The organism is Arsenicicoccus sp. UBA6765 (assembly GCF_002453335.1).
GTDB lineage: Bacteria > Actinomycetota > Actinomycetes > Actinomycetales > Dermatophilaceae > Arsenicicoccus > Arsenicicoccus bolidensis.
Map to the genome: position 1 here is coordinate 1 of NZ_DKGR01000018.1, position 16,785 is coordinate 16,785.

Sequence of the window (16,785 nt, forward strand, 5' to 3'; positions counted from 1 at the left end):
GTACCGAGACACGACATCCAACCTTCTTGGACCAAACCCTCACGTTCTTGGGGGACGGGCGGGTGGGGTCAGCCCTCCGCCGCCGCCTCCTCGCGGCGGACCTGACGCACCGTCTCGTCGAACTCGACGCGGATCTCCTCGTCGTGGTGGTGGGTCAGCAGGCTGACCACGACGGCGACGAGGAGGTTGCCGATGAAGCCCGGCAGGATCTCGTAGTAGTCGAAGATCCCCCCGCTCCTGGCGGCCCACAGCCACACGAGCAGGGCCCCGACCACCATGCCGGCGAGTGCACCCTTGGCCGTGAGCTTGCGCCAGAACAGCGCGAGCAGGACCGTCGGGCCGAACGCCGCGCCGAAGCCCGCCCACGCGAACGCCACGAGCTTGAGGATCGGCGACGTGGTCGACCACGCCAGGGCGGCGGCGATGAGCGAGATGGTGAGGACACCCAGGCGGCCGAGCAGCACGTATGACGCGTCCGACCCCTCGCGGCGCCCGATCACCTTGTAGAGGTCCTCCACCAGCGCCGACGACGTGACGAGCAGCTGGGAGGAGACGGTGCTCATGATCGCGGCGAGCACGGCGGCGAGCATGAACCCGGCGATGATGGGGTGGAACAGGATCTGGCCCATGGCGATGTAGACGGTCTCGGGGTTGGAGATCTTGAGGGCGGGGTTCTGCTGGAAGTAGGCCACGCCGACGAGGGCGGTGGCGATGGCGCCGAGGCAGGACAGCATCATCCAGCCCACGCCGATGCGCCGACCCTGCTTGGTCTCCTCGACCGAGCGGATGGCCATGAACCGCACGATGATGTGCGGCTGACCGAAGTAGCCGAGGCCCCAGGCCAGCGAGCTGACGACGCCGACCGTGGTCGCGCCGGTGACCATGGACAGCGCGTCGGGGTTGACCGCCCGGATCGAGCGCGCCGCCTCCGCCGGGCCGCCCACGGCGAACAGGCCGATGATCGGGACGGCGATGAGCGCGCAGAACATCATCAGGCCCTGCACGAAGTCGGTGTAGCTCACCGCGAGGAAGCCGCCGAACAGGGTGTAGGCCACGGTCACGGCCGTGATGAACAGCATGCCGACGTGGTACTCCATGCCGAAGGACTGCTTCATGAAGACGCCGCTCGCGACCATGCCGGACGAGACGTAGAAGGTGAAGAAGACCAGGATGATGACGCCGGAGACGATCCGGAGCATCCGGGACTTGTCGCGCAGGCGGTTCTCGAGGAAGCTCGGGATGGTGATCGAGTCGCTGGCCACCTTGGTGTAGGCCCGCAGCCGGGGGGCCACGAACTTCCAGTTGAGCCAGGCGCCCACGGTCAGGCCGACGGCGATCCAGGCCTCGATCAGCCCGGTGGCGTAGATCGCGCCGGGCAGACCCATGAGCAGCCAGCCCGACATGTCGGCGGCACCGGCGGACAGGGCGGTCACGGCGGGGCCGAGGCCACGGCCGCCGAGCATGTAGTCCCCCAGACCGACGGTGCGCCGGTAGGCCCAGTAGCCGATGTAGATCATGCCGATCAGGTAGATCACCATCGAGATGATCTGCCAGGTCTGGTCACTCATGGTCGTGACATCCGTTCACCCTCAGGGCGCCCGCTGGTGGCAGACGCCGTTGCGCATGAGTATGCCGCCGATCGGGTGACGACTCGGACGCCGCACAGGCGACGTGGCCGGATCGTGACGCTGACCTCAGTCGTGCTCCCGGCGCTCCCGGCACTCTCGGCGCGGGTGGCTGCCGACGGGTCCCCAGATGGAGGGGATCAGGGGTGGGGCCGTGGTGGTGTGCTGACTGCCGTCGGGGTAGCGGTAGGTGATCGCTGGTGGCGGGTCCCAGCCGGTGTCGTCTGGCCGGTGCTGGAGGCCGTGTGCGGTGTGGCCGGCCGCTTCGTGGGCGTAGTTGTGGGCCTCGCACACCCCGGTGCCGTTGCTCGCGCTGGTGGGCCCGCCGTCCCGCCACGCCTGGACGTGGTCGACGTGACGGATGGGCGAGTCGCAGCCCGGGGCGCGGCAGGTCCCGTCGCGCCACACGATCAACCGACGCAACGCGCCGTCGAAGGTGCGACCTCGCGCGTCCAGGGCGACCAGCTGCCCGGTGTCGGGGTGGGTGTACAAGCGGCGCAGGAACACGTCCGCCGCCCGCGCCAGCACGGCCGGGTCGTCTCCGTCGACCCCCTCACCAGGCACGTACCCCGGCCCGGTGTCACCGTCGGGGTGGCTGCCGTGGTGGCGTTCGTCCTGACCGCGCAGCAGCCGGCGCGCGACGGGGGCGGGGACCGGGCCGTAGCCGGGAAGCCACGCCGCGGTGTCCCCGGTCCCGAACGCGGTCAGGTCACTCATCACGACCCCGACCTCGACCGGCATGCACCCGGGCGCTTCCCCGGTGATCCGCTGCACCAGCAGGTCCGCGCGCAGCTGCGACACGCTGCGCGCGTCCCCGGCCGCCTTCGCGGCCTGCGCACCCCGACCCAACGACGCCAGGCACGCCACGCCCTCCACCAACGGCAGCAACGCCGACAAGCGCATCATCGCGCCCGCGACCGGGCGACCCGACACGTGCCGGTCCGCCACGGCACGGTCGTGGGCCGCGGTCGCCGCGGCCGGGTCCAGCTCGTAGGCGATCGCCCGGGCCCGGGCCTCCAGCTCCCGCACGGTCCACCCCGCCGCGCGCGGGGCGACCTCCTCGTCCACGGTGAGCCGGTCATCACGCCCGACTCCGATCGTGGCCGCCGCGACCGCCCGCACGTGATCGAGCGAGACCAGCCCCCGCCGGTGCAGACCCGCCAGGCGGGGCAGCTCCCGGTCGGCGACCCGCGCCAACCCCAGCCGGAACCCCGCCGCCGACGCCGAGCACCCCAACGCGGCCCCGACCTGCGCCGCGACCCCCGGCGCGCAGGAACCCCGGTCCGACGCGCGCCCAGATGCCTCGCGCTGGTCGTGGCGGTCCTCGTCCAGGGCCAGCATCACCCGCAGCTGCGCGGCCTGCGCCGCCCGCTCCAACCGCTGCAGGGACGCCAGCAACGCGGTCCGCTGCACGTCGGTGAGGGTCTCGTCCAGCACCACCAACCGGTCCACGACCGCGTCCACCCCAACCGCCGACAGCGTCCCGGTCGCGGCCTCGGACAGGGGGGTCAGGTGGCGGCGTGCCGGACCCGCGTCGGGCTGGTGAGCCTCGCGGAGCGGCGCTCTCGTCATACGAACATGATAGCGAAAAATATGACCGGAAACCACCCTTGACCAGCGGAAACACCCATCCGCCGAGGCCCTCACCGACCGTCACCACCAGTCGCCAGGAGTACCCGCGCACAGTCTCTCGACCCGGCGCCAAGCCACCCGACGCACCCCTGGCAGCTCTGCCATTCGCCTCCGCCGCGCCTTCGCAATAGAAGCAGATCTTCGGGATAGAACCCGAAGATCTGTGACGGGCGCGAGTGGCCCGGCGGGAACGGCCGTGCAGGCGCGTCAGGAGACGGCGTCCGGGCCGCCCTCGAGCAGGCGCACGAAGCCGGCCTCGTCCAGGATCGGGCGACCGAGCTCCTCGGCCTTGGCGGCCTTGGCGCCGGCGTTGTCGCCGATGACGACGAAGTCGGTCTTCTTGGAGACCGAGCCGGCCGCCTTGCCGCCGCGGGCGATGATCGCCTCCTTGGCCGAGTCGCGCGTGAAGCTCTCGAGCGAGCCCGTGACGACCACGGTGAGACCCTCGAGCGTGCGCTCGATCGAGGCGTCCCGCTCGTCCGCCATACGCACCCCGGAGGCCGCCCAGCGCTCGACGATCTCGCGGTGCCAGTCGACGTCAAACCACTGCACGACCGACTCGGCGATGACGCCGCCGACCCCCTCGACGTCTGCCAGCTCCTCGACCGACGCGGCGCGGATGGCGTCCATCGAGGCGAAGTGCGTGGCGAGCGCCCGCGCCGCGGTCGGCCCGACGTGACGGATCGACAGCGCCACGAGGACGCGCCACAGGGGCTGCTCCTTGGCCTTGTCGAGGTTGTCGACGAGCTTGCGGCCGTTGGCGGACAGGACGTGCCCGTCCACGATCCCCGGCTCGGGCACGGAGTCCGGGTCGGCCAGCTCCTTCTTGGTGGCGGCCCGCGTGTAGAGCGGCACCCGGGCCACGTCCTCGGCGCTCAGGTCGAACAACGTGGACTCGTCGGCGATCACGCCGGAGTCCAGGAGCGCGATCGCGCCCTCCCAGCCGAGCGCCTCGATGTCGAACCCGCCGCGCGATGCCAGGCCGAAGACCCGCTCGCGCAGCTGGCTCGGGCAGGAGCGGGCGTTGGGGCAGCGGATGTCCTTGTCGCCCTCCTTCTCGTAGGCGAGCTCGGTGCCGCACGCCGGGCAGTGCGTCGGCATCACGAACTCCCGCTCGGTGCCGTCGCGCAGGTCGACGACCGGGCCGAGGATCTCGGGGATCACGTCACCGGCCTTGCGCAGCACCACGGTGTCGCCGATGAGCACGCCCTTGCGCACCACCTCGAAGGCGTTGTGCAGCGTGGCCATCTCGACGGTCGAGCCGGCGACCTTGACCGGCTCCATCACGCCGTAGGGCGTGACCCTCCCGGTGCGGCCGACGTTGACCCGGATGTCCAGCAGCGTGGTGTTGACCTCCTCGGGCGGGTACTTGTAGGCGATCGCCCAGCGGGGCGCCCGCGAGGTCGTCCCCAGCCGGCCCTGGAGGGAGATCTCGTCGACCTTGATGACGATGCCGTCGATCTCGTGCTCGACGTCGTGCCGGTGCTCGCCGTAGTAGGCGACGAAGTCCAGCACCTCCTGCGGGCTCGCGAGCACGCGGTAGTGCGAGGACGTCGGGAAGCCCCAGGCCGTCAGCAGCTCGTAGGCCTGGCTCTGGCGCGTGATGGCGAAGCCCGTCCGGGCGCCGACGCCGTGGACCAGCATGTGCAGGGGCCTGGTCGCGGTGATGCGAGAGTCCTTCTGCCGCAACGACCCTGCCGCCGCGTTGCGCGGGTTGGCGAAGGGCGCCTTGCCCTGCTCGACCAGGCTCGCGTTGAGGTCGCCGAAGGCCTCGATGGGGAAGAAGATCTCGCCGCGCACCTCGAGCAGGTCCGGCACGTCGTCGCCGGTGATCCGGTGCGGGATGCCCTCGATCGTGCGGACGTTGGGGGTCACGTCCTCCCCCACGCGCCCGTCGCCGCGCGTGGCGGCCGTCGCCAGCCGGCCGCCCTCGTAGAGCAGGTTGATGGCGAGCCCGTCGATCTTGAGCTCGCACAGGTAGTGCGGCGCCCCCTCGAGATCGCGCTCGACCCGGGCCAGCCACTCGGCCAGCTCGTCGGCGGAGAACACGTTGTCCAGGCTGAGCATCCGCTCGCGGTGCTCCACCGGAGCGAAGTCGGTGGCCTGGTGGAAGGTCCCGACGCGCTGGGTCGGGCTGTCGGGCGTGCGCAGGTCGGGGAACTCCTCCTCGAGCTCCTGCAGGCGGCGCATCAGCTGGTCGTAGTCCGCGTCCGACAGCGTCGGCGCGTCCCGGCCGTAGTAGGCCTCCTGCGCCTCGACCACCCGCTGCGCCACGTCGGTCCACTCGTGGCGGGCCTCGACCGAGGCGTCGGCCACCTCGGTCTCGGTCGTCGGGATGTCGGCCTCGTCGTCGGTGACCCCGCGAGCCGGGGACGTGCTCCTCGCCATACGTGCATCGTGCCAGACGGGTCGGACAGACCCCCTGAGCGACCGCGTGCGCCATCATCGTGGGCATGGCGTATGACGAGAACCTGGCCGCCCGCATCCGGGCGTACGTGCAGGACGACCTGGACGTGACGGAGAAGAAAATGTTCGGCGGGCTGGCCTTCCTCGCGTCGGGCAACATGGCCGTGGCCGCCGTCAGCGCCGGCGGGCTGATGCTGCGCTGCGACCCGGAGGAGGCGGACCGGCTGGTGGCCGAGGACGGGGCGAGCCGGATGGTGATGAAGGGCCGGGAGATGCAGAACTGGCTGGTCGTCGACGAGCGCACGCTGGCGACGCACGAGGGGCTGCGCGCCTGGCTCGAGGTGGGGCTGGACTTCGCGCGCTCCCTCCCTGCCAAGTGACCTCCGGCGAGTGATGACGCCTTGGGGACGATGCCACGTGGTTGCCGAACGGGGTCAGTGGATTCGCGCAGCGCGCCGGGCTGCGTGCGACGTCGCCCAGCGGTTGCCGAGGCCGATGAGCACGGCCCCCGCCAGCACGAACGCGAAACCCACCAGCGTCCAGGCCGTCACGTGCTCGTCCAGCACGAGCACGCCGAGGAGCACCGACACGACCGGGATGAGATAGGTGACCGAGGTCCCCACCGTCGCCCCGGCGGCCCGCACCACGTCGAACTGCGCGGTGAACGCCCACCCCGTCCCCACCATGCCGAGCACGAGCACGGCCAGCAGCGACCCGGTCACCGATCCCTCGGCCCGCACCAGGTGGGCGGACCACGGCGCCGAGAGGCCGGACCCGCCGAGCGCCCACCACGCCGTGAGCAGCAGCACGAGCTGGCCCGAGGCGCTGACGAGCTGGCCGGCCGGCACGCTCAGCCCGCCCGGGTCGTAGCGCTTGAGGTGCAGCCGGTGCCAGGTCCAGCCGATGCCGTAGCACGTGCCCGCGGCCAGCGTCATCGCGAAGCCCAGCAGGTCCGGCCGCTCGTGCACCGCCCACGGCTGCATGATCACGACGACCCCGACGAACCCCAGCACCACGCCCGCCAGGCGAGGCAGCGAGTAGTGCTCGTCCCGGACGAACAGCATGGTCAGCACGACGGTGGCGATGGGTGTGACGGCGTTGCCGATGCCGGCGAGCGCCGAGCTGACCCGGGTCTCGCCGAGCGCGAACAACGTGAACGGCGCCGTGCACAAGAAGAATCCGACGACCTGCAGGTGCAGCCATGCTCGCCGCTCGCTCGGCAGCCGACCCCGGCCGAGGTGCAGCAGGGTCACGACGACGACCGCGCCGGACACCACGCGCAGCGTCGAGATCTGCAGGGGCGCGAGGGCGCCGAGCCCGACCTTCATGAGCAGGAAGCTCGAGCCCCAGATCAGGACGAGCCCGATCCACTTGACCTGCCAGGAGACGCGGGTGGCGCTCACCCCAGGGCCGTCTCGGTGACCGCCTCGGCCACCTGAACCGCCAGGCGCTGCGCGGCGACGGCGTCGGCGGGCGACAGCCCGACCAGCCCGCACGCCGGCGAGATCGTGACCTCCGCGAGGTCGCTGGCCGCGAGCCCGAGCTCGTGCCAGCGGCGCACGAGTCCGTCGTGGACGGCGGCGACGGTGGGCAGCGGCGACGCCGAGGCATAGCTGCCGAGCCACACGTCGGTGCCCGCCTCGAGGGTGGTGGCGAGCGACTCCCAGCCCTTGGGACCCAGGACGGTGGCGTCGACGGCGAGCGCCGAGGCTCCCATGGTGCGCAGCAGGGCGAGGGGCGTGCCCTTGGCGCAGCAGTGGACGACCGTATGCCGGTCCCCCGCCGCCTGCAGCACCTCCCCCACGAGGTTGGCGGCGACATACGAGTCGACGGCGGGGATCCGACCGAAGCCGCTGGCGGTGGGCAGGCGACCGGCGAGCACGCCGGGGAGGGACGGCTCGTCGAGCTGCAGCACGACGCGCGCCCCGGGGACGAGGCGCTCCACCTCGGCGACGTGACCCTTGATGCCCTCGGCGAGCGAGCCCGCCAGGTCGCGGACGGCCCCCGGGTCGACGACGCTGCGCTCGCCCCGGTGCAGCCAGACCGACGACGCGAGGGTCCACGGCCCGGCGACCTGCACCTTGAGCTCGCCCTGGTAGCCGTCGAAGCTCTCGGCCAGCTCGTCCAGGTCCTGCCCCCACCACGAGCGTGCGCGGTCGGCGTCGCGTCCGGGTCGGTCGACGAACCGCCAGCCCATCGGCTGCAGGTCGACGTGCAGGTCCACGAGCAGCGCCGCGGCGCGCCCGACCATGTCGGCCCCGGGCCCGCGGTCGGGCAGCTCGGGCAGGTAGGGCAACCCGTCCTCGGCGAGCAGCGACCGCACCCCGCGCTGCGTCTCGCGCACGTCGGTGCCCGGCCACGAACCCATGCCTGTCGCTCTCGTCACACCTCGACGGTAGCGCGCTCCGGCATCCGGCTCGTACACGTCGGAAGGCGACAGACGGGGGTCATCCGTCGCGGATCACCCCCGTCTGTCGCCTCTCGAACGGCGGCTCAGCCCTCGGCGGGGTCCTCGGAGTGGACGCGCTCGGCGTCCTGCTGGCCCTCGGCGTCGCCCTCGACCGCCGTCTCCGTGTGCTGGCGCGAGTCCTCGTCGGCCAGCTCGTGGTTGCGCAGCTCGGTGCCCTGGGGGTCGATGTCCGTCATGGTCATCTCCTTGCCGGTCGTGCGGTCGGCGCTCGGTGCCGTCCGCTGGTGAGGTCTGCCGCATACCCGGTCCCGGCGACCCTCATGCCGGGCACCGCCATCGCGCCAGGTCTCGGCGATGGTGGCGGACCCGACGACGCGGGTGCCGTCGTAGAGCACGACCGACTGGCCGGGCGCGACGCCACGCGTGCGCTCGAGCAGCCGGACCTGCACGGCGTCCCCGTCGACCCAGGCCCGGGCCGGGAGCTCCTCGCCGTGCGCCCGCAGCTGGGCCCCCACCTCGACCTCGCCGGCGGGCGGCGCGCCGCACCAGCGGGCGTGGTCGCCGCGGATCGCGTCGATGCCGAGCAGGTCGGCGGGACCGATCACGACCTGGTTGCGGGGCACGTCCACGTCGACGACGTAGCGCGGCGCCCCGTCCGCGGCGGGCCGGCCGAGGCGCAGGCCGCGGCGCTGCCCGACCGTGTAGGCGTAGGCGCCCTGGTGGCTGCCGACGACCGAGCCGGTCTCGTCGACGATCTCGCCGGGCTGCTCCCCCAGCCGCTGCGCCAGCCAGCCGCGCGTGTCGCCGTCGGCGATGAAGCAGATGTCGTGCGAGTCGGGCTTCTTGGCCACGGCGAAGCCACGGGCCGCCGCCTCCTCGCGGATCTGCGGCTTGGTGGAGTCGCCGAGGGGGAAGAACGACCGCGCGAGCTGGTCGGCGTCGAGCACCCCGAGGACATAGCTCTGGTCCTTGGCCTGGTCCACGGCGCGGTGCAGCTCGCGCCGCCTCGTCCCGTCGGCACCGGTGGTCTCCACGACCTGGGCGTAGTGCCCCGTCGCGACGCCGTCGAAGCCCAGCGCCAGCGCCTTGTCGAGCAGCGCCGCGAACTTGATGCGCTCGTTGCAGCGCAGGCAGGGGTTGGGGGTCCGGCCGGCGGCATACTCCTGGACGAAGTCGTCGACGACGTCGGCCTTGAACCGCGCGGCCATGTCCCAGACGTAGAACGGGATCCCGAGCCGGTCGGCCACCCGGCGGGCGTCGCCCGCGTCCTCGAGCGTGCAGCAGCCGCGGGCAGACTCGCGCAGCGTGGCGGCGGACGTGGACAGCGCGAGGTGGACGCCCACGACGTCGTGCCCGGCCTCGAGCATGCGCGACGCGGCGACGGCCGAGTCGACGCCCCCGCTCATGGCGGCGACGACGCGCATCAGCTCGCGACCTCCGCGTCGGACAGGTCGACCCGCGGGGCCTGGGCGGTCTCGGTCGAGGTCGCGGCGGTCTCGGCGGTCTCGGCAGGCTCGGCCCTCTCAGACGCAGAGGTCTCGCGCGGCCCCTCCCCCGACAGCGACCCGGCGCGCCGCGCCCGCTCCACCGCGCCGGGCAGGGCGGCGAGGGCGCGCTCGACGTCGGCCTCGGTCGAGGTGTGCCCCAGGGTGAGGCGCAGGGCTCCTCGCGCCTCGGTCTCGCTGAGCCCCATGGCGAGCAGCACGTGCGAGGGCTGCGGCACGCCGGCGTGGCAGGCCGAGCCCGTGGAGCAGAGCACGCCGGCCGCGTCCATGAGATAGAGCAACGAGTCGCCCTCGCAGCCGGGGACGAGCAGGTGGGCGTTGCCGGGCAGCCGGCGGCTCGCGTCGCCCGGCTCCCAGTCCCCGCCGACGCGGATGCCGAGCCCCAGGTCGAGCGCCCCGTGCAGGAGCCGGTCGCGCAGCGCCACGAGCCGCTCCGTCTCGGACTCCCTCGACCGGCTGGCGATCTCGAGCGCCGTGGCCAGGCCGACGATGCCCGCGGTGTCGAGGGTGCCCGACCGGATCTGGCGCTCCTGGCCCCCGCCGTGGGTGAGCGGCGACACGGCGGCGTCGCGGCGCACCAGCAACGCCCCGGTGCCGACGGGTCCGCCGAGCTTGTGCGCCGTCAGGGAGAGCAGGGTGGCGCCCGACTCCGCGAAGCCCACCGGCACGTGCCCCACCGCCTGGACGGCGTCGGTGTGCACGGGTATGCCGTGCGCGGCGGCGATCGAGGCCACCTCGGCGACAGGCTGGATCGTGCCGACCTCGTTGTTGGCCCACATCAACGAGACGAGGGCGACCGAGCCGGGATCGTCCTCGATGGCGGCGCGGGCCTGGTCGAGGCGCACCCGACCGGTCTCGTCGACCTCGAGCCAGGTCACCTCGGCGTCCTCGTGCGTGACGAGGTGCTCCACGGCGTCCAGGACGGCGGGGTGCTCGACGGTGCTGGTCAGGACGCGCCGGCGGGCGGGGTCGGCGGCCCGACGAGCGCGATAGCCGCCGATGACCGCCAGGTTGTCGGCCTCGGTCCCGCCGGAGGTGAAGACCACCTCCGAGGGGCGGGCCCCGACCGCCTCGGCGATCTGCTCGCGGCACTCCTCGACGACGCGGCGGGCCGCACGGCCGGCGGTGTGCAGGCTGGACGGGTTGCCGACCACGGCGCGACGGGCCGCGACGGCCTCGATCACCTCCGGGTGGACGGCGGTCGTGGCGGCGTGGTCGAGATAGGCGTAGTCCTGCAGCACGCCCTCGAGTCTACGGGCGCGGTCGGACCGGGTGGCGACGGTGCAGGTCGGCGATGAGGCCCACCACGCCCACGGCGTCGGCCGGGTCGACCGGCACCTCACCCCTCCCCTGCAGGGCGTCGGCCAGCTCGGCGTAGAAGCGCGGGTAGTCCCCCCGCTCCAGCGGCACGGCCTCGTCGCCGGCGTCGGTGGTGAGCACGCTCCCCCGCTCGGACCCGGCGATCCCGAAGTCGCCGTCGCTCGGCGAGGCACCCGCCCCGAGTGCCTTCTCCTGACCGTCGAGGCCGTAGCAGGTCCAGGCGCCCTCGGTGCCGAGCACCCGCATCCGCGGTCCGGGCCGGCGCGCCTGGGTGCTCGCGGTGAGGTGGCTGACGACACCGGACTCGTGCCGCAGCACCACGACCGCGTCGTCGTCCGAGAGGGCACCCGCGCGAAGCGCCCGCAGGACGGCATACGAGCCCTCGACCGGACCGGCGAGCTGGACGGCCTGGTCGATCAGGTGCGGTCCGAGGTCGTAGAGCACGCCGCCGCCCTCGGCGGGGCTGGCGCCGGCCTTCCACGCCTTGGTGACCGTGGGCTTCCAGACCTCGAACGACGACTCGATCCGCACGAGCTCACCGAGCCGCCCCTCGCGCAGCAGCCGCCGGGCCGTGAGGAAGTCGCCGTCGAACCGGCGGTTGTGAAAGACGGTGAGCGGCACCCCGGTCCGCGCCTGGGTGGCCAGGAGCTCGGCGCCCTCCGCGGCCGTCGTGCAGGCCGGCTTGTCGAGGACGCAGGCCAGACCGTGCTCGAGAGCCCGTATGCCGAACCGCGCGTGGGTCTCGCCGGGTGTGGCCACGACCGCGAGGTCCAGGTCGTCGGCCCGCTCCCACACGGCGTCGGCGTCCGGGACGATCTCGACACCGGGATGGGCGCTGCGGGCCGCCTCCGCGCGCTCGGGCGACGAGGTCATGACGACGGCGACGGCATACCGGGGGTCGGCGGCCAGCAGGGGGCCGTGGAAGACGCTGCCGGCGAGGCCGTGGCCGAGCAGGGCGACCCGGACGGGACGGTCGGTGGGCAGGGGCCGCCAGGTGCGGGTGGTGTCGTCGGTCACGCGGTCAGGCTATCGACGCGCACACGATGGCGCTCACCGCGAGCATCGCGGACGCGGCGACGATGGCCCCCGGGTGCAGGCCCTGCTCGACCGCGATCGCGCGCAGCGACCCCGGCGTGATGGCGTCGAGCACCAGGAAGCTCACGGCCTGCAGGGCGATCCCGAGGATCCCGAACGCCAGCGTCCAGGCCAGCGCCGCGCCGAAGCCGGCGCTGCCGTTGGTCCAGATCGTCGTGAACGCGATCGCCCCGAGCCCGAGGAACTCCGCACCCACGATGAGGGCCGCGTTGATCGACCGCTCGGTGTAGATGCGCTCGCCGAGCCGCCCCGGCGTGAGGAGGTCCATCGTGACGAATCCCCCTGCCAGCAGGGCGATCCCGGCCAGGCAGTAGACAGCGGCATACAGCAGAGACTCGAGCATGTCGCTCATCGTCGGGATCCCCTCCGGTCGTCGTCGACCCATGCCGTGCGCTGGGCCTCGCTGGGTGGTGCGGTGTCGATCAGGTGCGGCACGAAGCGCGCGTCGTAGTCGGTGATCCAGCCGTCGCTCTCGCGGATGCCGACGCCCGCGGCGCGCCCGTCGACGACCCAGCTGCCGAGCACGACCTTGTTGCCGTCGAGCTCGGGCAGCGGGCACCACTGCTGGTAGCACCAGCCCTCGGCGCCGTAGCCGCCGGGCTGCTCGTGCTCGATCCCCTCGGCGTGGATGCGGATGTTGTCACCCTCGCGCCCGTGCAACGGCTTGGCGACCCACTCGGTCAGGTCGCGCGGCTCGTCGAGGTAGGCCGGCAGCAGCAGCTCGTGCCCCGGGTAGAGGTGCCACAGAGCGGCCAGCAGCGCCTTGTTGGACAGCAGCACCTTCCACGGCGGCTCGATCCACGTGGTGCCGTACATCGGGTTGGGGCGCGGCTCGACCCAGCGGCCGAACGGCTCGCGGAGCATGTCCTCCCACGGGTAGAGCTTGAAGCAGGTGCGGAGCATCTGCGCCTCGTGCCCGACGAAGTACTCGGCCGCCTCGTTGTAGCCGATCTGCCCCATCGTGATGCCCTGCGTCGCGAGGCCGGCCTGCTCGGCCGTGTCGCGCAGGTAGGTCACGGTCATCCACTCCTCGCCGGTGGTCTCGCCCTCGTGGTGGGCGAACCAGACCGGCTGGGTGATGCGCGGCGCCAGGTCCTGCCACGCGGCGATCAGCCTCTCGTGCACGGAGTTCCACTGGTCGCGGTCGGGGTGGGTGTCCTCGAGCCAGAACCACTGGATCACCGCGGACTCGAGCAGCCCGGTGGGGGTGTCGGCGTTGTACTCCAGCAGCTTGGGCGGTCCCTCGCCGTCGTGGCGCAGGTCGAACCGGCCGTAGAGGGACGGGGTGGCGGCGTCGAGCGAGGCCTGCGCGAGCCGCAGCGACCCCTCGGGGAGCCCGAGGTCGCCCATCGCTCCGGTGGCGAGGTGGCGGGCGGCCTCGAGGCACATGCCGTGCAGCTGCTCGGTGGCGGCCTCGAGCTGGTCGACCTCGGCGGCGGTGAGGGCGTAGTAGGCCTCTTCGTACCAGTAGGGGCGCTCGGTGCCGTCGGGCCGGACGGTGACGGGATAGACCAGCCCCTGAGACTCGACCGTCTCCCGCCAGCCGGTCCGCGGCTCCGAGGGGACGCGCCGCATCAGCTGCTGCCCTTGCTGCCGGACCCGCCGAAGCCGCCCCGCGAGATGGTCGTGGTCTTGCCGCCCTTGACCTTCGACGCGTCGAGGGTCGTGCCGTTGCGGTCGACACCGCCGCGGACGTAGGAGTGGTTGGACGGTGCGCTGAAGCTGCCGCCGCTGACGGCGCCCCCAACCCGCGGGACCCGCGCACCGTTGTTGTAGTAGTAGTAGCCCGGGCCGCGAAGGCCGCCGAGCAGCAGGACCCCGCCGCCACCCCGCCTGTGCTGGGCCTCGCACTCCGCCTCGGTGTAGGGCTGGCCGTTGGGCTTGCGCAGCGGCTTGCCCGTGCGTGGGTCGAGGCACTGGTCGCAGTAGCGGTCCTCGACGCGGGTGTTGGTGTCGGGGTCGACGCAGACCCCGGCCGACGTGGGGCGGGTGCCCGACGAGCAGCCGGTGATCGCACCCGCCAGGACGGCCGTCATCCCAAGCACCACGACCTGGGACCGTCGCGTGGTCATGTGAATCCCCCTCCGCACCGCTGCACTGCTGCTGACGTCCTCTGGTGGACGTCGTGGCCCCGCCGGGCGGTTCCCACCCTAGAGGCCGTATGACGAAGATCGGGGCCGCCTTCACGCGTGCGCGTGGCGGCGGCCCCGGATCGACCTGGGGGAGGTCAGCGCTTCTTGACGGCCTCGGTGGCCTGGGGCAGGACGCTGAACAGGTCGCCCACGACGCCGAAGTCGACGAGCTCGAAGATCGGCGCCTCCTCGTCCTTGTTGACGGCGACGATCGTCTTGGACGTCTGCATGCCCGCCCGGTGCTGGATCGCGCCGGAGATGCCGCACGCGACGTAGAGCTGCGGCGACACCTGCTTGCCGGTCTGGCCGACCTGCGAGGAGTGCGGGTACCACCCGGCGTCGACGGCCGCGCGCGAGGCGCCGACGGCGGCCTTCATCGAGTCGGCGAACTCCTCGACCTTGGCGAAGTCGCCGCCCGTGCCACGACCGCCGGAGACGACGATCTGCGCGGTGGACAGGTCCGGACGGCCCGTCGACTGCTTGGGCTGGCTGTCGACGATGCGGGCGCCCTTGGACGCGTCGGAGATCTCCGCCGCGACGGACTCCTGCGCGGCCGCACCCTGGGACGCCTCGGGGGCGACCGAGCCGGGCTTGACCGTCACGAAGGTCGGGCCCTTGGTGCCGGTGGCCCGGACGGTCCAGTTGCCGGCGAAGACGGACTGCGTCGTGAGGACGCCGTTGCCGCCGGACTCCACGTCGATCGCGTCGGTGAGGACGCCACCGTCGCAGCGGACCGCGAGGCGACCCGCGACCTCCTTGGCGTTGGTGCCGGTGGTCATCAGCACCGCCACCGGCGACGCCTGCGCGACGACCGCGGCCAAGGCGTCGACCGTCGGGCCGACGAGGTACTGCGCGATCTGCTCGTCGTCGTTGACGTAGACCTTCTCCGCGCCGTACTTGGCGAGGACGGGCAGGGCGGTCTCGACGCCCTTGCCGAGGAAGACGGCGCTCGGCTCGCCGATGCGGCGCGCGAGCGTCAGCAGCTCGGCGGACGTCTTCTTGAGCTTGCCGTCGGTGTGGTCGACCAGTACGAGAACTTCAGCCATGTCAGTGAACTCCTTTGTCGCCGTGGCCGGCTCAGATGAACTTCTTGGACGCGAGGAACTCGGCGAGCTGCGTGCCGCCCTCGCCCTCGTCCTTGACGATCGTGCCCTGCTCGCGCGGTGGGCGCGGCGTGGCCTGCTCGACCTTGGTCGACGCGGCCTCGAGGCCCACCTGGGCGGGCTCGATGCCGAGGTCGGCGAGCGACCAGGTCTCCACGGGCTTCTTCTTGGCGGCCATGATCCCCTTGAAGGAGGGGTAGCGCGGCTCGTTGCCGGTCTGGTCGGTGACCGAGACGACGGCGGGCAGGGATGCCTCGATGCGCTCGGTGGCGGTGTCGCCGTCGCGGCGGATCGTCACCGAGGAGCCCTCGACGGTGAGCTCGGACGCCAGCGTCACCTGGGGCAGCCCCAGACGCTCGGCGACCATGGCCGGGACGACGCTCATGGCGCCGTCGGTCGACGCCATCCCGAACATCACGAGGTCGGGCTGGCCGACCTTCTTGATGGCCTCGGCGAGGACGAGGGAGGTGGCGACCGAGTCGCTGCCGTGCAGCGCCTCGTCGTTGACGTGGACGCCCTTGTCCGCGCCCATCTGCAGGGCCTTCTTGACGGCGTCGGCGGCGGCGTCCGGGCCCATCGTGATGACGGTCAGGGTGCCCTCGCCCGCCTCGATGATCCGCAGCGCCTCCTCAACGGGGTACTCGTCGAGCTCGGACATGAGGCCGTCGACGGCCTGGCGGTCGGTGGTCCAGTCGGTGTCGTCGAAGCCGCGGTCGCCCTGGGCGTCCGGCACGTGCTTGACGCAGACAACGATGTCCATGCGTGCGGGTCCTCTTCTCTCGGTGCTCGCGGCGTGCGCCAGGACGGCGACGCCGCACGGTTGGCATTGTGCCCTGACGGGACGCGTCGGCGCAGTGGTGGTCACCACACCGGCGGACGTCACGCCCGGGCCTCCCTCTACATTACCCGCTGGTAACTTCACCTGCGGACGTTCGGGGGAACGGGCGCGCCCCTCCCCGCACGAGGGAGGGCAGGGGCGCGACGGCATACGGCCGGAGGGGCTCAGGACTGCTGGAGCCCGCCCTGGCCGAGGTCGCCCTGGCCGTCGCCGTCCTCGTCGAGCTGGACCTGACCGGTGGCGATCTGGTGCCAGGTCTGGACGGCGGCGAGGACGACGGAGGTCGTCATGGGCAGCAGGACCTTGACGTCGGTGCCCGGGAGCATGACGTGCTCGGCGGTCACGACGAGGGTGCCGCCGGCGAGGCCGGCCTTGACGACGCTCATGCGCAGGGACAGCTCGTTGCAGGCGCGCAGCTGGGCCAGCTCGTCGGCGGGTACGTCCTCGCCGATCTGCCACTGACCGAAGACGCGCATGATCGTGACGTCGCCCTCGATGCACCGGACGAACAGCTGCTGGCCCTGCACCTTGTAGGCGACGTCGCCGTCGGCGTCGAGGTCCGCCATGAGCCCGTCGTCGTGGAGGGCGGAGAGGACCTGGCCGCGCAGCGGGTGCTCGTCGGCAGGCGGCGGGAAGTTGGGGAGGGAGGTGGGATCCGTCATGGCTCCACCGTAACGTCACGGACTGGCCCGAGCCATCCTCGCCCCCCGAGCGTCCGC

Annotated in this window: 14 protein-coding genes and 1 pseudogene; 1 reads left to right on the plus strand and 14 read right to left on the minus strand. The window is 72.5% G+C overall.

Annotated features, from left to right (window positions below; translation table 11 throughout):
- Window positions 1-68: 68 nt before the first annotated feature.
- The 3 genes from putP to ligA form a co-directional block, all read right to left on the minus strand.
- On the minus strand, window positions 69-1,568 hold the full coding sequence (putP, locus tag B4K29_RS04460; RefSeq protein ID WP_286966481.1) for a sodium/proline symporter PutP: 1,500 nt from the start codon (window positions 1,566-1,568) through the stop codon (window positions 69-71).
- A gap of 126 nt (window positions 1,569-1,694) precedes the next feature.
- Window positions 1,695-3,197 carry an HNH endonuclease signature motif containing protein gene (locus B4K29_RS04465; protein WP_286966482.1) on the minus strand — a complete coding sequence of 501 codons (1,503 nt, stop codon included), beginning with the start codon at window positions 3,195-3,197 and terminating at the stop codon, window positions 1,695-1,697.
- A 267-nt stretch (window positions 3,198-3,464) separates the two neighbouring features.
- Window positions 3,465-5,645, minus strand: coding sequence for an NAD-dependent DNA ligase LigA (gene ligA / locus B4K29_RS04470; RefSeq protein ID WP_286966483.1), 2,181 nt, complete (start codon window positions 5,643-5,645; stop codon window positions 3,465-3,467).
- 65 nt (window positions 5,646-5,710) lie between these two features.
- On the opposite strand from ligA, the gene B4K29_RS04475 reads away from it, so the two are divergent.
- Entirely contained in the window at window positions 5,711-6,043 is a 333-nt protein-coding gene (locus tag B4K29_RS04475; RefSeq protein ID WP_019285595.1) for a TfoX/Sxy family protein, read from the plus strand.
- Between the two features lie 54 nt (window positions 6,044-6,097).
- On the opposite strand, the gene B4K29_RS04480 is transcribed toward B4K29_RS04475, so the two are convergent.
- The 11 genes and pseudogenes from B4K29_RS04480 to B4K29_RS04530 form a co-directional block, all read right to left on the minus strand.
- Window positions 6,098-7,066: a DMT family transporter gene (locus B4K29_RS04480; protein WP_286966484.1), complete on the minus strand. Its 969-nt coding sequence runs from the start codon at window positions 7,064-7,066 to the stop codon at window positions 6,098-6,100.
- Window positions 7,063-8,049, minus strand: a complete 987-nt coding sequence (locus B4K29_RS04485; RefSeq protein WP_286966485.1) for a methionine synthase — start codon at window positions 8,047-8,049, stop codon at window positions 7,063-7,065. The genes B4K29_RS04480 and B4K29_RS04485 overlap by 4 nt, the downstream gene beginning before the upstream one ends.
- Before the next feature lie 362 nt (window positions 8,050-8,411).
- Window positions 8,412-9,497 (minus strand): annotated as a pseudogene (gene mnmA / locus B4K29_RS04490) (tRNA 2-thiouridine(34) synthase MnmA); the annotation flags it as partial.
- Window positions 9,497-10,819, minus strand: coding sequence for a cysteine desulfurase family protein (locus B4K29_RS04495; protein WP_286966486.1), 1,323 nt, complete (start codon window positions 10,817-10,819; stop codon window positions 9,497-9,499). The pseudogene mnmA and the gene B4K29_RS04495, both read right to left, overlap by 1 nt.
- 10 nt (window positions 10,820-10,829) lie before the next feature.
- A complete protein-coding gene (locus B4K29_RS04500; protein ID WP_286966488.1) occupies window positions 10,830-11,915 on the minus strand; it encodes a Gfo/Idh/MocA family protein in 1,086 nt (361 codons plus the stop codon).
- Window positions 11,916-11,919: 4 nt separating this feature from the next.
- Window positions 11,920-12,345 (minus strand): DUF350 domain-containing protein, encoded by a 426-nt coding sequence (locus tag B4K29_RS04505; protein ID WP_286966489.1) that lies wholly within the window; start codon window positions 12,343-12,345, stop codon window positions 11,920-11,922.
- Window positions 12,342-13,568 (minus strand): glutathionylspermidine synthase family protein, encoded by a 1,227-nt coding sequence (locus B4K29_RS04510; RefSeq protein ID WP_286966490.1) that lies wholly within the window; start codon window positions 13,566-13,568, stop codon window positions 12,342-12,344. The genes B4K29_RS04505 and B4K29_RS04510 overlap by 4 nt, the downstream gene beginning before the upstream one ends.
- Complete coding sequence (locus tag B4K29_RS04515) at window positions 13,568-14,065, minus strand: hypothetical protein (RefSeq protein ID WP_019285602.1); 498 nt, start codon at window positions 14,063-14,065, stop codon at window positions 13,568-13,570. Before B4K29_RS04515 ends, B4K29_RS04510 begins: the two co-directional genes overlap by 1 nt.
- A 155-nt stretch (window positions 14,066-14,220) precedes the next feature.
- Window positions 14,221-15,171, minus strand: a complete 951-nt coding sequence (locus B4K29_RS04520; RefSeq protein ID WP_019285603.1) for an electron transfer flavoprotein subunit alpha/FixB family protein — start codon at window positions 15,169-15,171, stop codon at window positions 14,221-14,223.
- 31 nt (window positions 15,172-15,202) lie between these two features.
- Entirely contained in the window at window positions 15,203-15,988 is a 786-nt protein-coding gene (locus B4K29_RS04525; RefSeq protein WP_019285604.1) for an electron transfer flavoprotein subunit beta/FixA family protein, read from the minus strand.
- A 242-nt stretch (window positions 15,989-16,230) separates the two neighbouring features.
- Window positions 16,231-16,728 (minus strand): T3SS (YopN, CesT) and YbjN peptide-binding chaperone 1, encoded by a 498-nt coding sequence (locus B4K29_RS04530; RefSeq protein ID WP_029212255.1) that lies wholly within the window; start codon window positions 16,726-16,728, stop codon window positions 16,231-16,233.
- Window positions 16,729-16,785: the final 57 nt, after the last annotated feature.

What these genes read in the sequence shown, in the direction of transcription:
- B4K29_RS04530 (WP_029212255.1), bottom strand. Translation starts at nt 16,728, where the DNA reads ATGACGGATCCCACCTCCCTCCCCAACTTCCCGCCGCCTGCCGACGAG.
- B4K29_RS04475 (WP_019285595.1), top strand. Translation starts at nt 5,711, where the DNA reads ATGGCGTATGACGAGAACCTGGCCGCCCGCATCCGGGCGTACGTGCAG.
- B4K29_RS04515 (WP_019285602.1), bottom strand. Translation starts at nt 14,065, where the DNA reads ATGACCACGCGACGGTCCCAGGTCGTGGTGCTTGGGATGACGGCCGTC.
- B4K29_RS04465 (WP_286966482.1), bottom strand. Translation starts at nt 3,197, where the DNA reads ATGACGAGAGCGCCGCTCCGCGAGGCTCACCAGCCCGACGCGGGTCCG.
- B4K29_RS04510 (WP_286966490.1), bottom strand. Translation starts at nt 13,568, where the DNA reads ATGCGGCGCGTCCCCTCGGAGCCGCGGACCGGCTGGCGGGAGACGGTC.
- B4K29_RS04520 (WP_019285603.1), bottom strand. Translation starts at nt 15,171, where the DNA reads ATGGCTGAAGTTCTCGTACTGGTCGACCACACCGACGGCAAGCTCAAG.
- B4K29_RS04505 (WP_286966489.1), bottom strand. Translation starts at nt 12,345, where the DNA reads ATGAGCGACATGCTCGAGTCTCTGCTGTATGCCGCTGTCTACTGCCTG.
- ligA (WP_286966483.1), bottom strand. Translation starts at nt 5,645, where the DNA reads ATGGCGAGGAGCACGTCCCCGGCTCGCGGGGTCACCGACGACGAGGCC.
- B4K29_RS04525 (WP_019285604.1), bottom strand. Translation starts at nt 15,988, where the DNA reads ATGGACATCGTTGTCTGCGTCAAGCACGTGCCGGACGCCCAGGGCGAC.
- putP (WP_286966481.1), bottom strand. Translation starts at nt 1,568, where the DNA reads ATGAGTGACCAGACCTGGCAGATCATCTCGATGGTGATCTACCTGATC.